At 59.9% G+C, this 24,198-nt stretch carries 20 protein-coding genes; 9 read left to right on the forward strand and 11 right to left on the reverse strand.

What is annotated here, in order from left to right; translation table 11 throughout:
- Nucleotides 1–150 precede the first annotated feature (150 nt).
- Both HW556_RS11725 and prfB read left to right on the forward strand, forming a co-directional pair.
- On the forward strand, nucleotides 151–1,215 hold the full coding sequence (locus HW556_RS11725; RefSeq protein ID WP_176900234.1) for a branched-chain amino acid aminotransferase: 1,065 nt from the start codon (nucleotides 151–153) through the stop codon (nucleotides 1,213–1,215).
- Nucleotides 1,216–1,396: 181 nt separating this feature from the next.
- A protein-coding gene (gene prfB, locus HW556_RS11730; RefSeq protein ID WP_176900235.1) for a peptide chain release factor 2 occupies nucleotides 1,397–2,474 on the forward strand; the annotation gives its coding sequence in 2 pieces (ribosomal slippage) (nucleotides 1,397–1,456 and nucleotides 1,458–2,474; 1,077 coding nt in all).
- 108 nt (nucleotides 2,475–2,582) lie between these two features.
- On the opposite strand, the gene HW556_RS11735 is transcribed toward prfB, so the two are convergent.
- The 3 genes from HW556_RS11735 to HW556_RS11745 form a co-directional block, all read right to left on the reverse strand.
- Entirely contained in the window at nucleotides 2,583–4,169 is a 1,587-nt protein-coding gene (locus HW556_RS11735; RefSeq protein WP_176900236.1) for a SusD/RagB family nutrient-binding outer membrane lipoprotein, read from the reverse strand.
- Nucleotides 4,170–4,181: 12 nt separating this feature from the next.
- Entirely contained in the window at nucleotides 4,182–7,427 is a 3,246-nt protein-coding gene (locus HW556_RS11740; protein ID WP_176900237.1) for a SusC/RagA family TonB-linked outer membrane protein, read from the reverse strand.
- Between the two features lie 229 nt (nucleotides 7,428–7,656).
- Nucleotides 7,657–9,150: a GH3 family domain-containing protein gene (locus tag HW556_RS11745; protein WP_176900238.1), complete on the reverse strand. Its 1,494-nt coding sequence runs from the start codon at nucleotides 9,148–9,150 to the stop codon at nucleotides 7,657–7,659.
- A 165-nt stretch (nucleotides 9,151–9,315) separates the two neighbouring features.
- Between HW556_RS11745 and HW556_RS11750 the strand changes: the two genes are divergently transcribed.
- From HW556_RS11750 to HW556_RS11760, 3 genes are all read left to right on the forward strand, one after another.
- Entirely contained in the window at nucleotides 9,316–9,744 is a 429-nt protein-coding gene (locus HW556_RS11750) for an OsmC family peroxiredoxin (protein WP_176900239.1), read from the forward strand.
- Between the two features lie 61 nt (nucleotides 9,745–9,805).
- Nucleotides 9,806–9,982 carry a hypothetical protein gene (locus tag HW556_RS11755; RefSeq protein WP_176900240.1) on the forward strand — a complete coding sequence of 59 codons (177 nt, stop codon included), beginning with the start codon at nucleotides 9,806–9,808 and terminating at the stop codon, nucleotides 9,980–9,982.
- A 48-nt stretch (nucleotides 9,983–10,030) separates the two neighbouring features.
- Complete coding sequence (locus HW556_RS11760) at nucleotides 10,031–10,504, forward strand: hypothetical protein (protein ID WP_176900241.1); 474 nt, start codon at nucleotides 10,031–10,033, stop codon at nucleotides 10,502–10,504.
- A gap of 129 nt (nucleotides 10,505–10,633) precedes the next feature.
- On the opposite strand, the gene dnaA is transcribed toward HW556_RS11760, so the two are convergent.
- The 3 genes from dnaA to HW556_RS11775 all read right to left on the reverse strand — a co-directional run bounded on the left by dnaA (nucleotide 10,634) and on the right by HW556_RS11775 (nucleotide 14,134).
- Complete coding sequence (dnaA, locus tag HW556_RS11765; RefSeq protein WP_176900242.1) at nucleotides 10,634–12,133, reverse strand: chromosomal replication initiator protein DnaA; 1,500 nt, start codon at nucleotides 12,131–12,133, stop codon at nucleotides 10,634–10,636.
- Between the two features lie 177 nt (nucleotides 12,134–12,310).
- Nucleotides 12,311–13,246 carry a bifunctional metallophosphatase/5'-nucleotidase gene (locus HW556_RS11770; protein ID WP_176900253.1) on the reverse strand — a complete coding sequence of 312 codons (936 nt, stop codon included), beginning with the start codon at nucleotides 13,244–13,246 and terminating at the stop codon, nucleotides 12,311–12,313.
- Between the two features lie 129 nt (nucleotides 13,247–13,375).
- Nucleotides 13,376–14,134, reverse strand: coding sequence for a 5'-nucleotidase C-terminal domain-containing protein (locus HW556_RS11775; RefSeq protein WP_176900243.1), 759 nt, complete (start codon nucleotides 14,132–14,134; stop codon nucleotides 13,376–13,378).
- A 341-nt stretch (nucleotides 14,135–14,475) separates the two neighbouring features.
- On the opposite strand from HW556_RS11775, the gene HW556_RS11780 reads away from it, so the two are divergent.
- The 4 genes from HW556_RS11780 (at nucleotide 14,476) to HW556_RS11795 (ending at nucleotide 19,589) form a co-directional block, all read left to right on the forward strand.
- The gene (locus tag HW556_RS11780) at nucleotides 14,476–16,293 is read left to right on the forward strand and encodes a methylmalonyl-CoA mutase family protein (protein WP_176900244.1); all 1,818 of its coding nucleotides are present in this window, start codon (nucleotides 14,476–14,478) and stop codon (nucleotides 16,291–16,293) included.
- Between the two features lie 98 nt (nucleotides 16,294–16,391).
- Nucleotides 16,392–18,515, forward strand: coding sequence for a methylmalonyl-CoA mutase (gene scpA, locus HW556_RS11785; protein WP_176900245.1), 2,124 nt, complete (start codon nucleotides 16,392–16,394; stop codon nucleotides 18,513–18,515).
- Between the two features lie 68 nt (nucleotides 18,516–18,583).
- Nucleotides 18,584–19,147, forward strand: coding sequence for a hypothetical protein (locus HW556_RS11790; RefSeq protein WP_176900246.1), 564 nt, complete (start codon nucleotides 18,584–18,586; stop codon nucleotides 19,145–19,147).
- A gap of 10 nt (nucleotides 19,148–19,157) precedes the next feature.
- Nucleotides 19,158–19,589, forward strand: a complete 432-nt coding sequence (locus HW556_RS11795) for a hypothetical protein (RefSeq protein ID WP_176900247.1) — start codon at nucleotides 19,158–19,160, stop codon at nucleotides 19,587–19,589.
- 95 nt (nucleotides 19,590–19,684) lie between these two features.
- On the opposite strand, the gene HW556_RS11800 is transcribed toward HW556_RS11795, so the two are convergent.
- The 5 genes from HW556_RS11800 to HW556_RS11820 all read right to left on the reverse strand — a co-directional run bounded on the left by HW556_RS11800 (nucleotide 19,685) and on the right by HW556_RS11820 (nucleotide 24,108).
- Nucleotides 19,685–20,170 (reverse strand): ankyrin repeat domain-containing protein, encoded by a 486-nt coding sequence (locus tag HW556_RS11800; RefSeq protein ID WP_176900248.1) that lies wholly within the window; start codon nucleotides 20,168–20,170, stop codon nucleotides 19,685–19,687.
- Between the two features lie 320 nt (nucleotides 20,171–20,490).
- Nucleotides 20,491–21,642 (reverse strand): geranylgeranyl reductase family protein, encoded by a 1,152-nt coding sequence (locus HW556_RS11805; protein WP_176900249.1) that lies wholly within the window; start codon nucleotides 21,640–21,642, stop codon nucleotides 20,491–20,493.
- Between the two features lie 236 nt (nucleotides 21,643–21,878).
- Nucleotides 21,879–22,541 (reverse strand): DUF2461 domain-containing protein, encoded by a 663-nt coding sequence (locus HW556_RS11810; RefSeq protein WP_176900250.1) that lies wholly within the window; start codon nucleotides 22,539–22,541, stop codon nucleotides 21,879–21,881.
- A 74-nt stretch (nucleotides 22,542–22,615) separates the two neighbouring features.
- Nucleotides 22,616–23,053: a DUF4174 domain-containing protein gene (locus HW556_RS11815; RefSeq protein ID WP_218136916.1), complete on the reverse strand. Its 438-nt coding sequence runs from the start codon at nucleotides 23,051–23,053 to the stop codon at nucleotides 22,616–22,618.
- Between the two features lie 101 nt (nucleotides 23,054–23,154).
- Nucleotides 23,155–24,108 (reverse strand): alpha/beta hydrolase, encoded by a 954-nt coding sequence (locus HW556_RS11820; RefSeq protein ID WP_176900251.1) that lies wholly within the window; start codon nucleotides 24,106–24,108, stop codon nucleotides 23,155–23,157.
- Between the last annotated feature and the right edge of the window lie 90 nt (nucleotides 24,109–24,198).

A 24,198-nucleotide genomic window follows, 5' to 3' on the forward strand; every position in this document is an offset into this window, starting at 1 on the left:
GCCGCGCAACAGATGTCTGATGGTCAACACAACCCGTATTTCAGCTAAGTAATTTCTGTTGTATCGGCTCTTTACTATCCCTGGAAACCGGGCCACCACCCAGCCGTTTTCCGTTTGATAGGCTCCCACTCCACCTCCCATCCCACCCCTATGCTCGACACCCTGACTATTTCTACCCAGCGCACCACTGCGCCACGCCTGCCGGGCATCAACTTTGCCGAGCTCGAATTCGGTAAAACCTTCGCCGACCACATGCTGGTAGTTGATTACCACGACGGGCAGTGGCAAGAGCCGCATATTGTGCCCTATGGCGATATGAGCGTGAGCCCGGCCAACTCGGCCATTCACTACGGCCAGTCGATTTTTGAGGGTATGAAGGCCTACAAGAATCAAGACGGCGAGGTATCCTTGTTCCGCCCACTCGACAACTTCAACCGCTTCAACGCCTCGGCCCGCCGCATGTGCATGCCCGAGTTGCCCGAGGAAGTTTTCATGCAGGGCCTGCTACAGCTCATCCGCCTCGACAGCGGCTGGGTACCGACCGATGCCGGTAGCGCCCTCTACATCCGGCCCTTCATGTTCGCCACCGATGCCATGCTGGGCGTGCGGCCCTCCGAGTCGTACCGCTTCATGATCATCACCTGCCCCGTAGGCCTTTACTACGTCAAGCCGCTGCGAGTGCGTTTCGAGGAAACATACGTACGCTCGGCCGAGGGCGGCGCGGGTGCAGCCAAAAACGCCGGTAACTACGGCGCGGCCATGTATCCTACCAAGCTGGGCCAGCAGGAAGGCTACAACCAGCTCATCTGGACCGACGCCTCCGAGCACAAATACGTGGAGGAATCGGGCACGATGAACGCCATTTTCATCATCGCCGGCTGCGTGGTTACGCCCGCCCTGAGCAGCTCCATTCTCGACGGCATCACCCGCCGCAGCGTGCTGCAGCTGGCCCGCGACTGGGGAATGCCGGTGGAAGAGCGCAAGGTGTCAGCCCTTGAAATTCTGGACGCCCAGCGCAATGGCACTCTCGAGGAGGCCTTCGGGGTCGGCACTGCCGCTACCATTGCCTCCATGGCCGTTATCGGCTACCAGGGCCACGACTACGAGCTGCCGACGCCGCCGGCCGATGCCTTCTCGCGCCGCGCTACTGCCGCGCTGGCCGCCATCCGCAGCGGCGAAGCGCCCGACCCGCACGGCTGGGTGGTGCGCGTATAGCTGCGGGCTGCTTTTTCCGTAGCTCTCCGCCGCGGGAGCTACTTCGGCGTAGAGCCGGTCTCCGGCTTTCGGGTGGGGACCGGCTCTGTTGCTTCCCACGGTAGTATTTTCACGACCTTTACCCTTAGGCCAGCCTCTGTGCCGGCTCTTTTCTTATTTTAGTATTCACACTTTTTTTCCTATGACCCACGACCAGGTGAAGGAATTGAAGGGCCGCGCTGAGGCCCTGAGGAGGTATCTTTGACTACGATGCCCGTAAAGAACAGGTAGAAGAAATTGAGGCTCAGACTACGGCCGCCGGCTTCTGGGACGACTCCAAACAGGCCGAAGCCACCATGCGCGAGCTGAAAGGCATCAAGGTCTGGACCGACGACTACGAGGCCGTTGAAAAGCAGGTTGATGACGTGGAGGTACTCTATGAGTTTCACCGCGAAGGCGACGTGCCCGAAGCGGAGATGCAGCGTGAATTCGCCGCCGCCGAGCAGTCGGTGGAGCGCCTGGAGTTCAAGCGCATGCTCTCCGACGAGGAAGACCAGCTTTCGGCCGTCATCGACATCAACCCCGGCGCCGGCGGGACCGAAAGCCAGGACTGGGCCGAAATGCTCATGCGCATGTATATCATGTGGGGCGAGAAGCAAGGCTTTACGGTGCGCCAGCTCAGCTACCAGCCCGGCGAAGGGGCCGGCATCAAGTCAGCCTCGCTCGAAATCGACGGCCAGTTTGCCTATGGGTACCTGAAAAGCGAAATCGGGGTACACCGGCTCGTGCGTATGTCGCCCTTCGACAGCAGCGGCCGACGCCACACCTCATTCGCCTCGGTTTTCGCCTACCCCGTCATTGACGATACCATCAATATCGAAATCAACTCCGCCGACATCAGCTGGGATACCTTCCGGGCAGGTGGGGCAGGCGGCCAGAACGTGAACAAGGTAGAAACCGCCGTACGTCTCACGCACGCGCCCTCGGGTATCATCATTGCGGTGCAGATTGAGCGCAGCCAACTCATGAACAAGGAGCACGCGCTCCGCATGCTCAAGTCGCGCCTCTATCAGATCGAGATGGACAAGCGCAACGCCGCCCGCGACGTGGTGGAAGCTGGCAAAAAGCGTATCGACTTCGGCTCCCAGATTCGCAACTACGTGCTCCACCCCTACAAGCTCATCAAGGACTTACGCACCGGCATCGAGCGCACCGACGTACAGAACGTGCTAGACGGCGACCTGGAGGAGTACATTAAAGGCTATCTGATGCAGAGCTAAACACGATGGAGGAATTTAACTCCCAAGAGCTACGCAGTTTTCTTCTTATCAGACACAAAAAAAGGCTGCCCGATTGGGCAGCCTTTTTTGGCTTAAGGAAACAGGCGGTTAGTCTACCACGTCCCAGAAAATCTTCATGAACTGGTCAGTGTCTTTCGGTACGTTAGCCTGGTTCGTGCTTATTTCACTCTGAGGATAAATCAGACGTACTGCACGTTTAGTGGCAACGCGCAACGAAAGGGGGATGTTAGGCAACCCCGTACGACGATAGTCATCCCAGGCCTCAGTGCTGGCCACAGTGTTTTCAGCCAAGTACTTCTGGTAGATAATTACCTGCTGACGACCCAGGGTCCCATTGATAGGCGCGAGCTTATAGTTAACCAGCGGGTTGGTCAGGTTGGTACTGATGTAGGTGTTGTACTGGCTGATACCAGGCGTAGCGGCTGAAGCAGCTGCCAGCGTGGTAGGGGCGGTTCCGGCAGCGCGGTAGGTGAACAGGAACGACGCCTTGATGCCGTCGTTGAAGTCAGCCTCGGCAGACGTAGCACCACCAGTGAACAAACCACGCGAATGGGCCTCAGCCTTCGAGAAGTGGTGCTCAGCTAGTAGCATCAGCACGGTAGGCGCATTGCCACCGCGCAGGAATGTACCGCCCTGCAGGAAGCGCGAGCCAACCGTTGAGTTCGTAGATACGAAAGTAGGCGGGCTGGGCTGGCCCAAAATACCACCCACATAGGCCGGATTATTTTCACGCTTACCTACCCGGTAGAGCTCCGTGATCCGGGGATCTTTGTTGCTTTCGTACTGGTCGATAACGTACTGCGTCGGAATGACGAAGCTGTACTCGTTGGTAGCATTGATAGCACCAACGGCGAAACCGTAGCGGTTGTAGAAGGGATTCTGCTGACCCGAGTTGGACGCATAGCCCGGCTGGGCGACAACATCGGCCGTGATGAAGCCCGTGGTGCCGGCAGAAGCCTGCAGCGTGGCCATCTCGGTGGCAACATAGGTATTGAGCGCGGCATCATTGGTTTGCGACTCGCGCAGCAGGATGCGCAGGCGCAGGCTGTTAGCGAACTGCTTCCACTTCGTCATGTTGCCCTGGAAGACAATGTCTTCAGCGCCTACCTTACGACCGGCAGTAGCGGCATCGATGTCGGTTAGTGCGCCTTTCAGCTGCACCACGAAATCCTTGTAGATATCTGCGGCTTTGTCGTAGGTCGGCGTCGTATTGGCCGCTCCTTGCAGCGCCTGGCTGTACGGAATGTCGCCGTACTGATCGACCAGCAGCAAGAAGTTATACACCTTCATGATGCGGGCAATGGCCGCATGATTGGGGAAGCCTTGAGCCGTACCGTTTTCCTGAATGATGTTGTAGTCAGTCAGGTTGTCGTAGGTATTGCTGAACAGGCCCTGGTAGTAAATGTTGGTGTAGTTGTAGGTCTGCTCCTCGTTGAAGCCGCTTACCGTGCCCGATTTGGTCCAGTGGCCTACTGCGAAGCTCGAGTACGTGTTGTAGTTGGTCGGGCCACCATGGTAGTTGGCAGCCGTAGTAGCCAGCGCCGAGGCCAGCATGGCATCCGGGGTTACCGAAATGGCTTGGTTGGGGTTGTCGTTGATATCCAGGAACGACTCGCAACCAGTTGCACCCGTCGTGAGGACGGCCGCAAGTAGCAACTTAGCAAATGATTTCATCAGGCGGTATAATTAAAGAGTTACGTTAAGGGTAACCCCGTAGAATTTGGTAGGAGGCGTCTGCAGGAAGCTGTTGATACCAATTGCGTTGCTGCCATTGGCGGCGCCGCTAAACTCGGGGTCGGTATAGATGTTCTCCTCCGGTACCCAAGTGAAGATGTTCCGGCCGAAAACGTTTACCGAAGCACCCTTGATGGCGCCAAACTTAGACGTAATGGAAGCGGGCAAAGTGTAGCCCAGCGATACCTCACGAATCTTAAAGAATTTACCCGACGTTACGTAGTTCTCCGCAACCGAACGGTTCCAGTTCGGCGTGTTGGCCCAGAATTCCGAACCACCTGGCGTCAGCCCCTCCGTGTTGGGCACGTAGGTCACGTTGCCGCTGGCATCGGTTTGTGGAATTGCCGAGTTGGGGTATACGAAATCCATACGGCCGTACTCTGCACTGCGCTGACCGGCACCCGTGAAGTCGAGGTTTTCGCCGATCGTGTTGTATACTACGTAGCCCGTGCGGAGTTCTGCCTGGCCAGACAGGGTCAGGCCCTTGTAATTGATATTCGTGTTGAAGCCGTAGCGGTACTTAGCCTGGGTGTTACCGAACAGCTTGGTGTCGGTAGCCTTCAGCGGGAAGTAGCGGATTTCTTTGGTAGTAGGGTCTTGGGTAGTGCCCATCTTCACGCGGCCATCGTCCGTGCGCTGGTAGTAAGAACCCTGCAGCATGGGGAAGGGCTGGCCTACTACAGCCACCAGATCAGCGTTGGCGCTGGTCCGGCCGCTGCCGCCCAGCGTGAGCTGGGTCAGGCCCGTAGGCAGCGAAATCACTTCATTGTTGTTGTAGTTGAAGTTACCACCTACCGTTACGGTCAGACCGTTGTCGTTCCGAACAGGCGTGATGTTCAGGTCAGCTTCTACACCCTGGTTCTGCACTTCACCGGCGTTGAGTAGCAAGCCGCCATAACCGGTTGCAGCCGAAATGCTGGTGTTCACTGTCTGGTTGTTACTCTTCTGCGAGTAGTAGGTTACCCCACCACCGATGCGACGCTGCAGGAAGCTGAGTTCAACACCCGTCTCAAACGAACGGGTTTCCTCCGGCTTCAGGCCGGGCTGTACCAGTCCGCCGTTGGCAGTGAAGGAGGCCAAGTTGCCGAAGGGGAAGCCCGAGCCCAGCGAGTACGTAGAAGCCAGCGAGTAAGCACCACCCGTCTGGTAAGCGCCGAAGCTACCGCCGCCCAAGTTCACTTGGCTAACCTTGGTCAGACCGGCACGCAACTTACCGTAGTCGATAAACGACACGTCTTTCAGGGCCGGAATGGCGTTGGTGAAGATGAACGACACATCGACGCCTGGGTAGAAGAAACTGCGGTTGGCAGGGTCCAGAATGGAGATATTGTCGTTACGGCCCGAGCCGTGCACGTACAGGTAGTCTTTGTATCCCAGCGTCAGGTCAGCATAGAACGCGTACACGCGGGTACGAGCCATGGCATCAGCCCCCGAAAGGTTGCCAATCCGGTTGCTCAGGTTAAACTGATCCGGCACAGCTAGGGCAGTCGAGGCCACATAGTTATAGCGACTGTCGAGCTGCTGCACGTTGTTACCTACGATAGCCTGTACGCTGACGTCGCCGAAGGTTTTATCCATGGTAGCGAACAGGTCGGAGTTGAGGCGGGTCAGTTCGCTGCTCAGGTCCTGCACGAAGCCTGGGTAGCTGCCAATCTGCTTAGGCGAGCCGGGAGCCAGCGAGAACTGGTTCTGGGTAGCAAAGCTACGCTGACCAGTGCTGGTCGTACCCAGGCGGTAGTTCAGCTTCAACCAGTCCAGTACCTTGTAGCTCAGGTCGATGTTGCCTTGTACCGTGTTCCGACGGTCCTTGGTGCGGTTGGCATCGAGGATGAAATACGGGTTGTAGTAGTAGGCGTTGTAGTAACCGAAGTTCGGCTCGGCGAACGGGTTGTTGCGGTAGTCTTTGTACGAGGTGAGGGGGGCCATCACCGTGGTATTGAACACGTTCCAGTACACCGACGTGTTCTGGTCCTGGTTCGAGGTCACGTCGGCTACCTGCTGCGAGTAGGATACGTTGAACCCGACGTTCAAGCGGCCAATCTCACGCGATGCGTTGAAACGGAAGCTGTTGCGGTCGAACTTGTCCTTAGGGATGATACCATTGTTGCGCACGTTCTGGAAGGACGTGAAAAATTTGGTCTTCTCATCGCCACCCGAGAACGAAACGCCGTTCTGCATCTGGTAGCCCGTATCGAAGAACTTACGCTTCTCATCCGGCCGCGCTTCGTACGTAAGCATCTGTACACTTCCATCGGCCAAAGGCTGACCAAACGGGCGGATAGAACCATCAAAACGGGGGCCGTACTGCTGGTTCTCGAAACCCTGGTACTGATAGTGGTAGTCAGAGTCGACGTTGTTGTCCGGATCGAACGCTGGCAGGCCCGAGTTGGTGAAATAGTCGGGAGAACCCGGACCGAACTCCTCCTGAAACTCGGGTAGGAAGGAAATCGATTCGAACTGCGAGGTGTGCGAGAAATTCACCCGCGGGGTAGTGCTACCCTTCTTGGTAGAAATGATCAGGGCACCGTTAGAAGCCTGCGAGCCGTACAAAGCGGCAGCGTTAGCACCCTTCAGGATATCAATCGAAGCCACGTCATCGGGGTTCAGCGCGCCCAGTACATCGTTGGTGGAAATCACACCGTCGATTACAATCAGGGCTTCGTTGTTACCCGTCAGCGAACGGCTACCACGCAGGGTTACGCGGGGGCTGGGGTTTACTCCGTTGTTGAGGGTTGAGATCTGCAGACCCGATACCTTACCGGCCAGACCGTTGGCTACGTTAGTTACGCGGGCCTGAGTCAGTTCCTTAGTATCGAGCGTAGCGGTGGCATAACCAACCTGCTGCTGCTGGCGCTGAATGCCGAGAGCACCGGTGATTACAACCTCACCCAACTGCTTGGAATCGGTCGAAAGGCCAATATCGATGCTGGAAGCCGTGCCAATAGGGCGGTCAACGGCAACGAATCCAATGGAGGAGAAGGTAAGCGCAGTTGCAGAAGCAGGGGCGCTAATGGTATAGGAACCGTCGGCGTTGGTAGAAACGCCAATCGTGGTACCCTTAACCAGCACCGTTACCCCGGGAAGACCCTGGCCGGAAGCGCGGTCGGTGACCCGCCCGGAGATTTGCCGGTTCTGAGCGGCCGCCTGCTGCAACAGGACGGGCGCGAGCAGAGCCGCAGTTAATAAAATTTTCCGCATGTGAGTGAAAAAAGTTTGGTGGATTTGGAAAGGGTGGCAAAGTGAGCTGTACTACTAAATATTAAAAAAGCAGCCAACACTCATCTTTCGGTTAAAAGTAAGCAACTGCAATAACATTTATTGCAGTTAGTGTAAAATAAGCCAGGCTGTTGTTTGTCCTTACATTAAAATTCTATTAAAAATTATATCATTATATCCATAAAATTCAATCACGTACCATTCATCGGGGTTAATAACCGGTTAGTCCCCGTGCCAACGTCCGGTCGTTACTTAGGCGAGGCACTTTGTTCTGGCCTCCCAGCTTGCCTAAAGACTTCATATACATCTGAAAAGCCCCGGGCGATAGTGCAGTTAGCTGCAGGGCAGCCAGAATATTACCCGTGCGCAAGTCGTTGTAGTAGGAGTTTCGCTGCTGCAGGCCGGCATCGAGCGCGGCAGCAAAGGCCGCTGGGTTGTGCGGGTGGCGGGCAAACTCAATCAGCCACTCGTGGCGCGAGGGCGTGGCCGGGTCGTTGCTGACCAGTGGGGCCACGGTGAATTCAATTACCTCGACCTCGGGGTGCGCCGACAGCGCCGCACGCAGGCTCTGCTCCACTTCCTCGCCGATAACATGTTCGCCGAAGGCCGATAGGAAGTGCTTGATGCGGCCCGTTACGACCACCCTAAACGGGTAGCGGCTCACGAAGCGCACGGTGTCGCCGAGGCTGTAGCCCCACAGGCCGGCGTTGCTGGTGAGCACTACGGCGTACTGCTGGTCGAGCTCGACTTCGGCCAGCGTGAGGCGGGGTGGGTTGGGCTCGAAAAACCGCTCGGCGGGCACAAACTCGTAGAAAATGCCCGCGTCGAGCAACAGTAGCAGGCCGGGATTACCGGGCTCATCCTGGAATGCCAAGAATCCTTCGGAAGCCGGGAATAGCTCCAGGCTATCGACGGGCCGGCCAATGGTTTCGAAGAGCTTGCGGCGGTAGGGCTCGAAATTGACGCCGCCGTACACGAATAGGTCGAAGTCGGGGAAGACCTCCCCTACCGGCCGGCCGGTGCGGGCTACTATGCGGTCAAAATACATCTGTACCCAGGGCGGAATGCCCGAAATGAGCGTCATCGGGGCGGGCAGCGTTTCGTCCACAATTCGCTCCAGCTTCTGCTCCCAATCCTCGATGCAGTTCGTGTGGTAGCTGGGCAGCTGGTTGCGGCGCAGGTAGGCCGGCACATGATGGTTGACGATGCCTGACAGCCGGCCGACGTGAATACCGTTAAGCGTTTCCAGCTCCGGCGAGCCCGACAGAAACATCAGCTTGCCATCGAGGAAACGGCTTTTGCCAGTGCGCTGCACGTAATGTAGTAGCGCGTCGCGGGCCCCATTGAGGTGGTTGGGGATACTGTCGCGGGTGAGCGGGATGTACTTGGCGCCACTGGTGGTGCCACTGGTTTTGGCCAGGTACAGCGGCCGGCCGGGCCAGAGCACGTCGGCCTCGCCGGTTTTCATGCGCTCGAACCACGGCAGTAGCCCCTCGTAGTCGCGGACGGGCACACGGGCGGCCAAATCGGTGGCGGTGCGGGCGCCGGCCAGGTCGTGCGCCTGGCCGAAGGCGGTGCGGGCGCCCTTAGCCAGCAAGTCGCGCAGCACCCGCTGCTGGGTGCCAATGGGGTCGTGGTGCCAGCGGGCATACTGGCGGACGATGTAAGCGGCCAGCGGCCGGCTCAAAGTGGCTTTCAGACCCATTGGATAGACTTAAACAGAAAAATTACAGTGTACTGTGCGGCAGTCATCCAAAGATACCTTTCGCACCTATATATAATAGGAGTAGCCGGCACCGTCCATCCTTTCGCCCCCGGCCCGCGTATGGGGAGCTACTGATTTCATACTTCAGCTTTCAAACCCACAACTATGACCAACCAACGAGGCACTGCCGTCTGGAACGGCGACATTAAAGGTAGCGGCGAAATTTCGACCCAAAGCGGCACCGTACAGGCCCCCTACTCTACCGGCGCCCGCTTCGAGGGCGAGAAGGGCACTAATCCCGAAGAACTTATCGGGGCTGCCCACGCTGGCTGCTTCACCATGTTCTTGACCAGTATTCTCACCAAGGACGGCAAGCAGGTAAAGCAAATCAAAACTGAGTCGAAGGTCACGCTCGATACGTCGGGCGAAGTGCCGAAAGTCGTGAAAATTGCGCTCAGCACCGAGGGCGAGGTGGAAGGCCTCTCGCCCGAAGAATTTCAGCAGTATGCCGAGAAGGCCAAGGAAAACTGCCCTATGTCGCAGCTCCTGAAGGCCGTACCCGAAATGGAGCTGGCTTCGGCGAAGCTGAAATAGGCGGTACCGGCCGGCGCGGCAGGCTACCCGGCCGGCCGCGCCGGTTTTTTTTGGCTCTCGAGTGGTTGGCATCGGCCTGAGCACTGAAGCCGAAGTGGCTGGCCTGATACCGGAAGAGTTTCAGCAGTACGCCGAAAACGCCAAGGAAAACTCTCCTATTGCGCAGTTGCTCAAGGGCGGCCTCAATTTGCAGCTGGTGGTAGCCCGGCTAAAACAGGTCCCAAAGTCGGGCAACTAAAAACAACTTCTTACTTTTAGGGCTTCCTTCGGCTCTCTTCCGCCCCCTATGCACCCCAACTCTACCCGCGTCCGTCTCCGGCCCGCCAATACGCAACGGATTCCCTTCTGGGGCCAGCTCTTTTTGGGCCTGATGTGGGTGGCCTACACGATTTCACTGATTATAACCGACGCGGGGGCCACCGACATGTATTTTCTGCACTACGTGTTCCTAGTCTTTAGCCTCGTGTATCTGGGCTACGTGCTGGTCCATAACGCGCCTATTTTCGGCACTCAGAGCTACCTGGAGTTCACGCCGGGCTACATTGTGCATAAGGAAGGACTGTTTAAGGCCAAGCAGGCTTTTGCCGCTGAGAGCATCCAGGCACTCGACTTGGGGGGCCAGCAACTGCGCCTGCGCTTGGCCGATGGCAACTCACACGCCCTGAGCCTGCGCCAGGTGCGGGGCCTCAAACGCCGCCGCCTCATGCGCGACCAGGTGCAGGCTTTCGCCACTAGGCACAACATTCCGTTGAAAGATTAAGCTGTTAGCTGAAAAAACGCAGAAGGCCCCGCACTCGATTGAGTAAGGGGCCTTCTTTGTTGGTGCTATCCGGACCTTTCTGAACGAGAGCTAATAGCTAGCAGTTCTCGGCTAACAGCTTGAAAAAGACTATCTGCCGGCGAACTTCTTGCGCAGCTCCACAATGGTACCGCGGAACAACTTGTCAGAATCGATGAGGTCAGAGACGGTTTGCACCGAGTGGATGACGGTGCTATGGTCGCGGCCGCCGAAGTGGTGGCCGATGCTCTTGAGCGAGTGACTGGTGTGCTCCTTGGCGAAGTACATGGCCACCTGCCGCGCCGTTACCACTTCCTTCTTGCGGGTTTTGGCCTTTAGCAGCTCCAGCGGCACGCTGAAATACTCGGCGCAGGTTTTTTGAATGAAGTCGAGGTTGACTTCGGCTTCCACTTCCTCGATGATGTGGCGCAGGGCCTGCTTAGCCATTTCGAGGTCGATTTCGCGACGGTTGAGGCTGCTTTGGGCCACCAGCGAAATCAGTACGCCTTCCAGTTCACGCACGTTGGTGTTTACCGAATGGGCCAGATACTCCACCACCTGTGGCGGAATGTCGATGCCGTCCTGCTGCATCTTATTCTGGATGATGGCCATGCGCGTCTCGAAATCGGGACTCTGCAAATCCGCCGTTAGACCCCACTTGAAGCGCGAAAGCAGCCGGTCTTCGAGGCCCACCAAATCGCGCGGCGGTCGGTCGGAGGTCATCACAATCTGTTTGCCGGCTTGGTGCAGGTGGTTGAAGATGTGGAAGAACATTTCCTGCGTCTTGTCCTTACCCGACAGAAACTGCACATCGTCGAGAATAAGAATATCGACCAGCAGGTAGAAGTTAGCGAAGTCCTGTACCTGGTTGGAGCGCAGGCTTTCGATGAACTGGTTGGTGAACTTCTCGGCCGACACGTAAAGCACGAACTTGTCGGCGTTGGTGGCCTTGATGTGGTTGCCGATAGCCTGCACCAGATGGGTTTTGCCCAGGCCCACGCCGCCGTAAATCATCAGGGGGTTGAAGCTGGTGGTGCCGGGCTTATTGGCCACGGCCAGCCCGGCCGAGCGCGAGAGGCGGTTGCAGTCACCTTCGATGTAGTTTTCGAAGGTGTAGGTGGCGTTGAGCTGCGACTTGAGGTAGTCGCGGTCGATACTTTTGCTGGCCTCGAAGGGGTTGCGCAGGATGTTGGGGGCCGGCGCGGGCCGCACAGCGGCGGCGGCCTCGTTGCGGGCCGACGACGCCTGGGCACCATAGGCCAGCGAGGCGCCCGCAGCCGTGTTCGAGGCGGTTGGCCCGGCCGCCCGGCGAGCAGTAGGCAGGTTGAGTGTACGCGGCTTCTGCTGGGCGTTGCCCTGATCTACCACGATGCTGTACTCCAGCCGCCCTTCTACACCCAGCTCCTGGTGGATGGCCCGCTTGAGCTCCTCGACGTAGTGCTCCTCCAGAAACTCGTAGAAATAGGTACTCGGCACCTGAATCAGGAGCACATTATTGTGCAACTGCACCGGCACAATGGGTTGAAACCATGTGCGGTAGCTCTGCTCACCAATCGTTGATTTGATGACGCGAAGACAATTAGCCCAGACCGTATGGCAATCCTTCGACATCAACTAAACAGGGCAAAAGCAACGTGAGTGCGGGTGAGTACAGGACAGATTGTGCGGGTGCCGCTACGCCGCATTTTTTTGGAGGGAGACAAAAATGTGGAAAACTCAGGAGACAAAAAACCCTGGGCAGGCTTGTATTTCAACCCATTTTGACACGTCTCTAATCTGGGCCTTAAACTATGCCACCGAAACCGGGAGCACAACGGTAGCGGCCACCGTGGGGCGGCGCGATTTGCGGGCAAACGCGTAGTCGATGCGGCCCACGTTGATGCCCGCCCAGCCCACCTGGTTGACGAGCGTGGTGTGGCCGTTAGGACCGGCCACGGGCTCGGGTTTATCAAGAAACGTGTGCGTGTGGCCGCCCAGTATCAGGTCGATGCCCTCCACCTGAGTGGCCAGCTTTATATCGTCGATTTTGGCGCTTCCGTACTTGTAGCCCAGGTGCGAAAGGCAGATAACCATATCGCAACGCTCGGCCTCACGCAGGCGCGCCACCATGTCGCGGGCTACGGCCACGGGGTCGAGGTATTTGGTGGCCCCGAAGTTCTTGTCTTCCACGAGGCCGGCCAAATCGAGGCCCATGCCGAACACGCCAATGCGTATACCCTGCTTTTCGAACACCTTGTAGGGCTGAAAGCGGCCGGCCAGCAGCGTATCGGTAAAGTCGTAGTTGGCGCTCAGGAACGGGAACGTGGCGTTGGGCAGCTGCTTGTGCAGGCCCTCCAGGCCGTTGTCGAAGTCGTGGTTGCCGAGGGTGCTGGCGTCGTAGGCCATCTGGCTCATGAGCTTGAACTCCAACTCGCCCTGGAAAAAGTTGAAGTACGGCGTGCCCTGCCAGATGTCGCCAGAGTCGAGCAGCAGCACGTTGGGCTCCTGCTGGCGCACCTGCGCTACCAGGGCCGCGCGCCGGGCCATGCCGCCCATACCGGCCCACTGGGCGGCATTGTCCGGAAACGGCTCGATGCGCGAGTGCATATCGTTGGTGTGCAGAATGGTCAGGCGCACCGTTTTGTCATCGGCAGCAGCTACGGCCGGCACGGCGGCCGCCCCCATTACGCCCAGTGAGGCTACGCCCAGGCCGGTATACTTCAGAAATTCGCGCCGGTTGATCATAATCACAGATGTTGCAGATGAAGCCGAAACGCAGCTGCTGGCATTAGCTCGCAACGCGCAACAGGGAAACACAGTATTGAAAATCAGCAGGCAGGCAATTTGCCGCTGCCGCAGCTACACCACCTGCGCTTAACGCTTGATGCGGCCTTCGATGGCAGCCTGAACAGGCTTGCCCTGGGCCGTTTGCTCCTTGATATAGTTCATGATGGCATTGCGCAGCAGCACGCCGGTGCCTTCCGGCTTGAGCGGCTTGAAGAAGGCCATGGCGTCGCCGCCACCAGCGAGGTAGTCGGAAATAGCAATGGCGTAATTGCGGGTGGCATCGAAGGGCTGGCCGCCGATGAGAATGGCTTCAGGCTTACCTTCGGGCGTAATGGTGAATGTAGCACCCGAAACGGCCATTTTGGTGCGGGCGGCGAAATCGAACAGCTGCTGCACCACAGTACCGGGCGCATCGAGCACTACCAGCTGGTTTTCAAACGGCATCAGCTCGAACACCGTGCCTACCGTTACGGGGCCGGCCGGAATAGGAGCCCGCAGGCCGCCGTTGGTCATCACGCCCAGCGGAATGGGCCGCCCTAGCGCCTTTTCGGCCTCGATGCGCTGCAGGTCGCCCACAAAATTGGACAGCAACGACTCGCCCGACTGCTTGGTCAGGGCCACTTGAGCGTTGCCCAACACGGTCGTCATCTGCGACACCACCTTTTCGCGGTAGGGCGCAATGGTAGCCACGGCGCGGGCATCAAAAGGAATAGACTGGCTTACCGGTTGGGCCGTAACAGAGACCAGCCGGGCCTGGGGCTGATACACGGCCCGTTGGCAGCTTGGCGCGAAGGCAACAGCCGCCAGCAGGCCCAGAGCAGCAACAGAAGAACGAAGAATACGCATAGTAAGTCGGCCGCAGAAGGCGAAAGCCGGCCTCAAAGGTACGCCAATGCGGCCGGAATTGAGCCGCTCCGCGTGTCAGTCTTGGAATGCAGGGGCCACAAAAATTCTGACTAAGCAGGTGGTTGCGGTGGGCATTAGGGCACTTGAAGTTTATGCCTTCATCAATTCCCGCTTTACCTGCGCGCAACTGTTCCCGTATTCTGGCCAACCACACGGTTGATGGCATTCGCTGCATTAATAAAGAACCGGTGAATGCACTTCCAACCCGATTTCCGGCCCCTACCCCCTATCTTTAAGCCGCGCCTCCGGGTGCGCTATTTCCCACCCCACCCCGCTGCCTTATGGCCGATTCGCCGCAACCCGTGCCGGTTTCCTTTCCCGAATTCCAGCCCCTGACCACCGCCAAGTGGCAGGAGCGCCTCACCCGCGACCTAAAGGGCCAGGACCCGGCTACACTGCGCTGGCAAACGCCCGACGGCTTTGCCGTGGAGCCATTCTACCATCAGGAGGCTCTGGCGGAGCTGGGCGGTGCGCCCGCGCCGTTGGTGCGGGCTGCCGGGGCATGGCGCAACGTGCCTACCTACGTAGTGCCAGCCGCCAGCCGGGGCCACGAGGCCATCGACCGGGCCGCGGCGGCGCTACAGCTGGGAGCCGAAGGTGCCCACTTCGTGCTGGCCCAGGCCGATGAGTTCGATGCCGATTACCTGGCGCAGCAGCTGCCACTGGCCGACACCTACGTGGGCTTTACGCTGCGGCGCGGCGCGGCCGGGCTGCTGGCGCGGCTGGCCGCTACCGGCGCGGGTTCGTTGCGCGGCTTTCTGGTCCTCGACCCACTCACCCACCACGTGCCCGACCTGGCTACCCAGCTGCAGGAGCTGCGCGGGGTGCTGGCCACCAGCCGGGCGTGGCCCGAGTTCCGGGCTCTGGGGCTGGACGTGGCTTACTACGGCAACCGTGGAGCTACTACCACCCAGCAGATTGCCTTTGCCCTCAACACGGCGGCGGCCTACCTAAGCAAGCTGCCCAACGAGGAGCTGTCGGTAGCCGACGTGGCGGCGGCCCTGCATTTGCACGTGGCCGTGGCGTCCAACTACTTCTTCGAAATTGCCAAGCTCCGGGCATTCCGCCGACTGTGGGCCACGCTGCTGCACGCCTACGGGCTGCCGGCCGAAGCGGCGGAGCACCTCACCATTTTCGCCAGTACCGCCACCTGGAGCCAGACCACCCTCGACCCGCATACCAACCTGCTGCGCCATGCCACCGAGGCCATGAGCGCCGTGCTGGGTGGGGCCGATGCCGTGAGCGTGGGCACGTTCGACAGCCTGTTCCATGAGCCCAACGACTTTGCCGAACGCCTGGCCCGCAACCTGCCGGTGCTGCTGCGCGAGGAAGCCCACCTGGGGCAAGTGCAGGATCCGGCTGCCGGCTCCTATTACCTTGAAACCCTCACCGATACGCTGGCCCGTGAGGCCTGGGCGCTGTTTCAGCAGCTCGAAGCGGCCGGCGGACTACCTGCCGCCACTGGCCAGGTAATGTCGCTGCTGCACGAGGCTGCCCAGGCCCAGTTCCGGCGCATTGCCACCGGCCAGCAGGTGGTGGTGGGCACCAACCGCTACCAGAACGCACAGGAGCAGTTCGATTTCAACCCTAAGCGCCTGCTGCGCAGCCCGGGCTTCGACAGCACCCGGGCCACCTACCCCACCGAGGTGCTGCGGCTGGCGACGGCCCTGCACTTCGAGCGGCGCGAGCTAAAGAAGAAGCGGGCGGCGCTGGTGCTCCTGGGCACGCACACCAACGAAATCATTCTTGAGTCGTTTTTGCAGACGCTACCTAAACTGGAACGGCCCGAATTGCACCACGCCCATCCCGAGGGCACGCTTTCGGTGTTGTTTTCTTCCTCCGAGCAGGCCACGCTTATGTATGCCACGCCCGAGCAGTTCGGCCAGCTGGCCCGCACCGTTAGCGGTGTGCCGCTTGACGAGGCCGGCTTTATGCCTCCCACCCTGCTCACAGCCGATCTGGCCACCATGCAGGAAGCCGTACAGATATTCGGCCTGAAAGAATTTACGGTGGAAGGCTACAGCACCGAAGCCGTTTTGTCGCGTTTGCAGGGGCGGGATGCCTCGCCCGGGGCTGCCGCAGCCTCCGAAGCCGAATAACCATTCATTTATAGGATCCTTTTCCTTAGCGGGCGCGTGCAATGCGCCCCAACGTGCCCGGCGGCCACCCCCAACGGACGCGTACAACGTGCCCCTCCATGCCCGACTTCTCCCAGATACCCTACGACGCCGCCCAGTTGACCGCACCGGCCGCTGCGCCCACTTCCGAGCCTAACACGACGCCCGAGGGTATCACGCTCAAGCCCTACTACACCGCCGCCGATGTGCAGCACCTCGACCACCTGGGTTTTGGGGCGGGCGTGGCGCCGTACCTGCGGGGGCCGTACAGCTCGATGTATGTGCAGAAACCCTGGACGGTGCGCCAGTACGCAGGTTTCTCGACGGCCGAGGAAAGCAACGCTTTCTACCGTCGCAACCTGGCCGGCGGGCAGAAGGGTCTGAGCGTGGCCTTCGACCTGGCCACTCACCGGGGCTACGACTCCGACCACGCGCGGGTGCAGGGCGACGTGGGCAAAGCGGGCGTGGCCATCGACTCGGTGGAGGACATGAAGCTGCTGTTCGATGAGATTCCGCTCGACCAGATGTCGGTGAGCATGACCATGAACGGGGCCGTGCTGCCGATTATGGCCTTTTACATTGTGGCGGCCGAGGAGCAGGGCGTGAGGCCGGAAAAGCTGGCGGGCACCATTCAGAACGACATTCTGAAGGAGTTCATGGTGCGCAACACCTATATCTACCCGCCGCTGCCGAGCATGCGCATCATTGCCGATATTTTCGAATACACGGCCGCGCACATGCCCAAGTTCAACTCCATCAGCATCTCGGGCTACCACATGCAGGAGGCCGGCGCCACCGCCGACCTGGAGCTGGCCTATACCCTGGCCGACGGCCTGGAGTACGTACGGGCCGGTTTAGCGGCGGGCTTGAAGATTGACGATTTCGCGCCCCGGCTGTCGTTTTTCTGGGCCATTGGCATGAACCACTTCATGGAGATTGCCAAGCTCCGGGCCGGCCGGCTGCTGTGGGCCAAGCTCATCCAGCAGTTCAACCCCCAAAACCCGAAAAGCCTGGCCCTGCGCACCCACTGCCAGACCTCGGGCTACTCGCTGACTGAGCAGGACCCGTTCAATAACGTGGCCCGCACGGCCGTGGAGGCCCTGGCGGCTGTGCTCGGCGGCACCCAGAGCCTGCACACCAACGCCCTCGACGAGGCCATTGCCCTACCCACCGATTTCTCGGCCCGCATTGCCCGCAACACCCAGCTGTATTTGCAGCACGAAACCGACGTAACCCGCGTGGTGGACCCCTGGGGCGGCTCCTACTACGTGGAAACCCTCACCCACGAGCTGGCCGACAAAGCCTGGGCCCTGATGGCCGAAGTGGAGGAGCTCGGCGGCATGGCAAAGGCCATTGAAACCGGCCTGCCCAAAATGCGCATTGAGGAAGCCGCCGCCCGCAAGCAGGCCCGCATCGACTCGAACAAGGAAATTGTGGTGGGCGTGAACCGCTACCGCCCCGCCGAGGAGCAGCAAATCGACGTGCTCGACATCGACAACGACGCCGTCCGCGAGTCGCAGATTGCCCGCCTCAAAGCCACCAAAGCCGCCCGCGACGAAGCGCAGGTACAGGCGGCGCTGGCGGCCCTCACCGAAGCGGCCCGCGACGAGAACGGCAACCTGCTGGCCCTGGCCGTGGATGCGGCCCGTTTGCGCGCCACGCTGGGCGAAATTTCAGATGCCTTGGAGAAGGTGTACGGCCGCCACCAGGCCACTATCCGGGCTATTTCGGGGGTTTATTCGCAGGAGATGAGCTACGACGAGCAGTTTGCCAAGGCCCGCGCGGCCGCCGATGCCTTTGCCGTGCGCGAAGGCCGCCGCCCCCGCATGCTGGTGGCCAAAATGGGCCAGGACGGCCACGACCGGGGTTCCAAAATCATTGCCACCTCCTTCGCCGACGTGGGCTTCGACGTGGACATTGCGCCCCTGTTCCAGACCCCCGACGAGGTGGCCCGCCAGGCGGCCGAAAACGACGTGCACGTAGTAGGCGTGAGCAGCCTGGCCGCCGGCCACAAAACCCTGATTCCGCAGCTGCTCGCGGAGCTCAAGCAGCTCGACCGCGAGGATATCCTCGTCATTGCCGGCGGCGTCATCCCGGCCCAGGACTACCAGTTTCTCTTCGACGCGGGCGTGGCCGGCGTTTACGGCCCCGGCACCGTCATTGCCGTGGCGGCCCAGGAGATTCTGGCGAAACTGGGGGAGTAGGCATTTTATTTAAAATAGTATTTTCCTTTAACTCAATTAACCTCAACGTTACTCAATTATAGTGACATATGTCTGTTCTCAGTATCATATTAACTAGTTCTGTAGTATCTGATATACTTTCAGCACTAGTCTCTGTTTTTATTTCAATAAAATCTAAAAACTTAGATTATAAATACAATTATTATAAAGAAATAATTACAAAAAGGTTAAATGCTTATCAATATTTGGAAGCACAAGTAACTCTTTTAAAGAACACAGTTCTTGACAGCTCTGATGGACGCCCTTATCATGATATATTTTCCCACGGGAAAGGCGAATTCATAAATTTTCAGCAGAATCTCTTTTTATCTATGTCAAATAGTATATGGATAGATGAAGATACAGTCAATTTAATGCAAGAGCTAAATGACATATTTTACAATATAAACATCAAGATAGAAAATGAGGAAACATCATCTAAGATGATAAGCGTAGGCAAGTCTTATTACGCTCACCTTTCCGCAATAAGGAAGGAATTAGAACACAACCTTAGGAAGGATTTATTCGATTTGCACAATATGAAAAGGTTCTTTAAAAACAAGACGAGTGGAACAAGTCGATTAATAAAAATTTATAAAGGACAGAATCAATAATCAGTTATCAATGCTCATTCCCGACCACGACCAAATCGACGCCGACATTGACTATTTCGCCACTGACACTAATGGCCACATTCTGCACGTGGCTTCAGGCGGCGGGGTGTTGCCGGCCTCGGTAGCCGCCTCGCAGACCGATTTACTGGCGCTGCACCAGCACTTCCTCACGCGGCCGGAAACCGGGGCGGCGCAGCTGGCGGAAGGCGTCGATATGGCCGAAGCATCCGGCGCGGCCCGCTACGCCCGGCGCGGCCTGTTCTCGTTCGCCAAAATCAACCTGCACAACCGGGCCGATTCGCACTACCAGCTGGTAGCCCGTCCGGCGGTGCCGCTGCTGCTGGCCGAACTGCCCCCGGAGATGGCGCAGCTGCTGCACCGCACGCAACTGCCCGGTTCGGTAGCTACTCTCGACCAACTTGACGCGGCAGCTATTGCCTGATTACCAAGCTACCGCTGAACAGTACACGCCAACGCCCCGCCTCCCGGCAAACCCGAGGGCGGGGCGTTGAGCGTTTCGGGAACGGCTGGTCGGTACTACTCGGGCAGCACCGTCAGGGCGTGGTCGTTGCCTTTTTGGCGGGCCAGGTCGCGGGCCGATTGGCCTTTGTTGTCGCGCAGGGTCGCGTCGGCCCCGGCTTGCAGGAGCAGGTCGAGGAACTCGTGGCGGCCGAAAAGCACGGCGAACATGAGGGCCGTGTTGCCCTCGCCGTTGCGGGCGTTGAGTTCGGCTCCGTGGTCGAGGAGCAGCTGGGCCATGCCGGTGTGGCCTTTGAACGCGACGCCCATCAGCACGGTATTGCCGCCGCCGACGGGCTGGTTGGGGTTGGCTCCGCCGACGAGCAGGGCGCGGGTGGCGTCGAGGTGGGCGTCGTAGGCGGCCAGCACGAGGGGCGTGAAGCCGCGGCCGTCGGGGGCGTTGGCGTCGGCGCCCTCGGCCAGTAGGCGCGTAATGGCGGCCGCATCGTTTTGGCGGACGGCGGCAAGTAGCTGGTCTTCGGGGCTAGAGGAAGTGGAACTCATAAATGGTGGTAATGGGAGGGTAATGAGAACGGGCATGCTGAGCGAAGTCGAAGTATCTCGTATGTAATGGTACTAGCGCAAGTTGCGGAATACATCTATCAGCACGCCGTAGGGGCGGGGACAAGCCCCGCCCCTACATCGACCTCCGCATCTTGGAATAATAGCTCAATCGTTAGGGCTCGTTCGCTGTTATTTCACTGCTAAACCCGGTAACCGGGGTAGTGTTGCAGCGAGGGATTAGCTTGGCGGTAGAGATGCTTCGGCTGCGCTCAGCATGACCGTTCTTTTTGCCTCCATTACCTCATCACCCCATCCACCAATTACGCCATTGCTCGCACCAGCACCCGGCGTAGCGGGGGCCACTGGGCGGCTTTAAACGCGCCTTCGACCAGCCAGGGCGCGCGGGCCAGCAGGCGCATGAGGCGGTAGCGGCGGGCCAGGTCGCGGCCCAGGCGGTGCTGCACGGCGGCGGCGTAGGGCGCGAGGGCCTCGGAGCCGAACGTGTTGGCGGCGCAGCAGCGGGCGGCGTGCTCGGCGGCCAGCAGCCCACTAATCACGGCCGTGTCGATGCCGTGGCCCTGCAGCGGGTCGATGAGGGCGGCTGCGTCGCCGCAGAACAGGGCGCGGGGGCCGGTGAGGGGCCGGGCCGAACCGCCCAGCGGCAGCCCGAAGCCCTGAATGGGCGTCAGCTGGCGGGCACGGGTGAAGCGCGGCACAAGGTGCGGGTGAGTTTCGAGCAGCTCCTGCAACACCAGTTTCAGGTTGAGCTTCTGGCGGGCCACATCCGAGGAAAGCATGCCGAAGCCTACATTGAAACGGCCCGCGCCCACCGGAAACACCCAGCAGTAGCCGGCCCGGTAGCGCCCCAAAAACAGAAAGTCGCTGGTGGTGGCGGGCACGTCGTCTACGTCCTCGAAATAGGCCCGTACGGCGGCGCAGTGCCGGGTCCGGTCGAGGGGCGCGGGAGCCAGCGCACGGGCCACGGCCGAGTGCGCCCCGTCGCAGCCGATGAGCAGGCGGGCCGTGAGCCGGGTGCCGTCGGTGAGCTGCACCGCCGCCCCATCGGCATCGGCCGTTACGGTTTTTACGGCGCTGTTTTCGCGGATGCCGGTGGCCGTGTGGCGGCGCACGAGCGTGAGCAGGGCGTCATCGAAATGCAGGCGCGGCGAGTTGAACGCCGGGGCCTTCCAGTGCACACTCACGCCGGTACCGGCCGGCGACACGAGGCGGCTGGTTCGCATATCGGTGCGGTGGCCGGCCGTGAGTTCGCGCAGTTCGGCTGCCCAGGCGGGGTTGAGGCGCGTGAGGGCCTTGAGGGCGGGGCTGGGAATGGCGTCGCCGCACACCTTGTCGCGCGGAAATTGGGCCTTATCGAGCAGGCCCACCCGCAGGCCGCTGCCGGCCAGCCCCAGCGCGCAGGCCGTGCCCGCCGGCCCCGCTCCCACTATCAGTACGTCGTAATCGTAGGGCATTTGGGAATAATGGGGTGAGGGCAGCAAGGGTTATTGGTAATGGAGCGCAGACAAAGAACGGTCATGCGGAACGAAGGCGCAGCCGGAGTCGAAGCATCTCTACTGCAATGGCAACCCTGACGGCGGGTTTTTGTGGCAACGAAGCGGTAGAGATGCTTCGACTACGCCTCCGGCTTCGCTCAGCATGACTGTTCTTTGCCTTGTCACACCCTCACCTCATTATCTCCTACTCCCCTTTACCCCTCCACCGCGTCGCGCAAAAAATCGGAGAACGGGCGCATGGTGCGGAAGGCGGCGGGGGCGTACTCGGCCAAGTTGAGCTGGCGGGCCGTGGCATCGGGCACCGGATGCGACACGACGAAGCTCTTGTGTTTGAGGTACTCAACATCGGGATGTTCGGCAGGGTAGCCGGCGGGCGGGCGCTTGAGTTGCTCGCCATCGAGGCCGGCGTAGAGCTGGCGGAAAGCGGGCGCTTCGAGGATGCGGTGCAGGGCCGGGCCGTTGTAGTCGATTTCCTGGCGGATGCGAGCCAGTTGCTCTTTTTCGGGCTGGTAGATGCCGCCGGCCATCATCGTCTGACCTCCGGGCCCGAGCTGAAAATAGTAGCCGGGGCCGAGGCTATGCTTACCGCCCACGGAAAAGTAGGCGCTGAAGTGGGTTTTGTACGGGTCTTTGCGTTTGGAAAAGCGCACGTCGCGGTAGATGCGGAAGATGCACTTCTTGGCTTCCAGGGTCGCCAGTGCTGGTTCCTCGGCCGCCAGCGCGTTCAGAACCTGCCCGACCAGCACCTCAAATTCGCGCCGTAACTGGTCGTAGGTGGATTTGTGCGACTGAAACCACTCCCGGTCGTTGTGTTGGGCGAGGTCGGTCAAGAAGTCAAACAGGGCAGACTGGTTCATGAGGGCAAAGGTAGCGGCAGTGGTTGGTTGTCGGTCATGAGAAAGAGCGCCATTCAGAGCGTGTTGCTGACCGTTCACTTGACCCGCTTCATTTCCTGGCGGCGCATCGGCATGCCATCAATGGTGGCAAACAAGGCGGCGGGGGCAACCGGCTCCGTATCGCGCCGCTTTACGCCTCCGTCTTTGCCGATGAGCAGCACCCGAAACGAATCTGGCGACCCGCCCAGTTGGCGTAGATAGCTTCGGTCGGCTTCCGGCAGGCTGGCCCAGGGCAGCTCGAGCACCAGCAGGTCGCGCTCGGTGAGGCCGGCCCCGGCAGGCTGCAGCAAGGCCCGCTGCTTCTGCAGCTGGGCATCGGTAGCAGTGGGCGCACAGATGAGAAGCACCCGCTGCCGCCAATGCGCTGCTTTTACGGTACTGGCCAGAGAGGCGGCCGGGGCAGTTTGGGCTTGGGTGGCGGCAGGCAACAGCGTTACAGTCATCAGCAGAAATGAGAATATTCGGATCAGCATACGCCTCTAACGCCAGAGCACCCGGCGTGGTGCCCGGTTTTTTAGGTAGGATAAAACGGAACTCCATGTCTCTGGCTTTTTTACCGAGGTAAAGCGGCCCTTCAGCCAACCTGTTCAGCCAGCCAGCGAAACAGCGCCGCATAAGCAGCAGCTCGTACATCAGGAACCGACAGAAAGACGTCGTGTACGGCGTTGGGAACAGCTTGCAGTGTTATGTGCGGCCCCAGGCGGGGTGCGAGGCGACGGATGTCAGCCACGTTGAGCACGATGTCGGCGCGGCGGAACTCCTCGCGCCACTGCCGGCCGCCGGCACTACGTTCGGAGTGCAGCACCAGCACTGGTAGCGGCAATGCCAGCCCATGTCGCACCTGCCGCTGCCCCCGCAGAATAGCGCCCAGCCAGCCCATATTCACCCCAAAAACGTGGTTGGGCTTCCAGGCCAGGTTGTAGTCCCACTCGCCCCGATACGCCTGGTGCAGGCTCTGACCATACGTATCGGGCAGGCCGGCGGGCAGGGGCAGATTGGGCAGTACCCGGCCCAAGGCCCCGGCCAGCGGCGCGGCTACCTTGCGCCGTAGCCACGGCTGATTGAGGGCCAGAAACGGGCTGTTGAGTACCAGCGCCGCGAAACTGGTTGGGTGGCGGGCCGCGTACAGGCCTGCAATAAGGCCGCCGGTAGAGTGCCCACTAAGTACGAGGCGCGTATGGCCGGCAGCCCAGATTTCGGCCAGGGCCGCGTCGAGGTCGGCATCATACTCGCGCAGGTCGCGCACGTTGTTGGGGCGCTGGTGGGGCAGCAGGGCCCGGCCATATTTGCGCAGATCGAGGGCGAAGAAATGATAGCCGTGCGCAGCGTATTGCGCGGCCATTTCGCGCTGAAAAAAGTAGTCGTTGAACCCGTGCACGTAGAGCACGGCCCCGGCAGCTGGCGCGGCGGGCGTGGGCAGGTAGCGCACCAACATGGCCTGCACATCTCCTTCGTAGTCGGGCGGCTGGGGCAGTGCCAACTGGTCGAAATCGGAGCCGAGTGGGTCGGGCTGGTAGGGAGGCTTCATGTGAGCAGTGTACGCAGAAACAGCCACTCCGATATTTCAACTCAAGGTGCAACGCAGGTCCAATAGCACGTCGTAGGGGCGGGGGCTGCC

It is taken from the genome of Hymenobacter terrestris (genome assembly GCF_013377905.1).
In the GTDB taxonomy this organism is placed as follows: Bacteria; Bacteroidota; Bacteroidia; order Cytophagales; family Hymenobacteraceae; genus Hymenobacter; species Hymenobacter terrestris.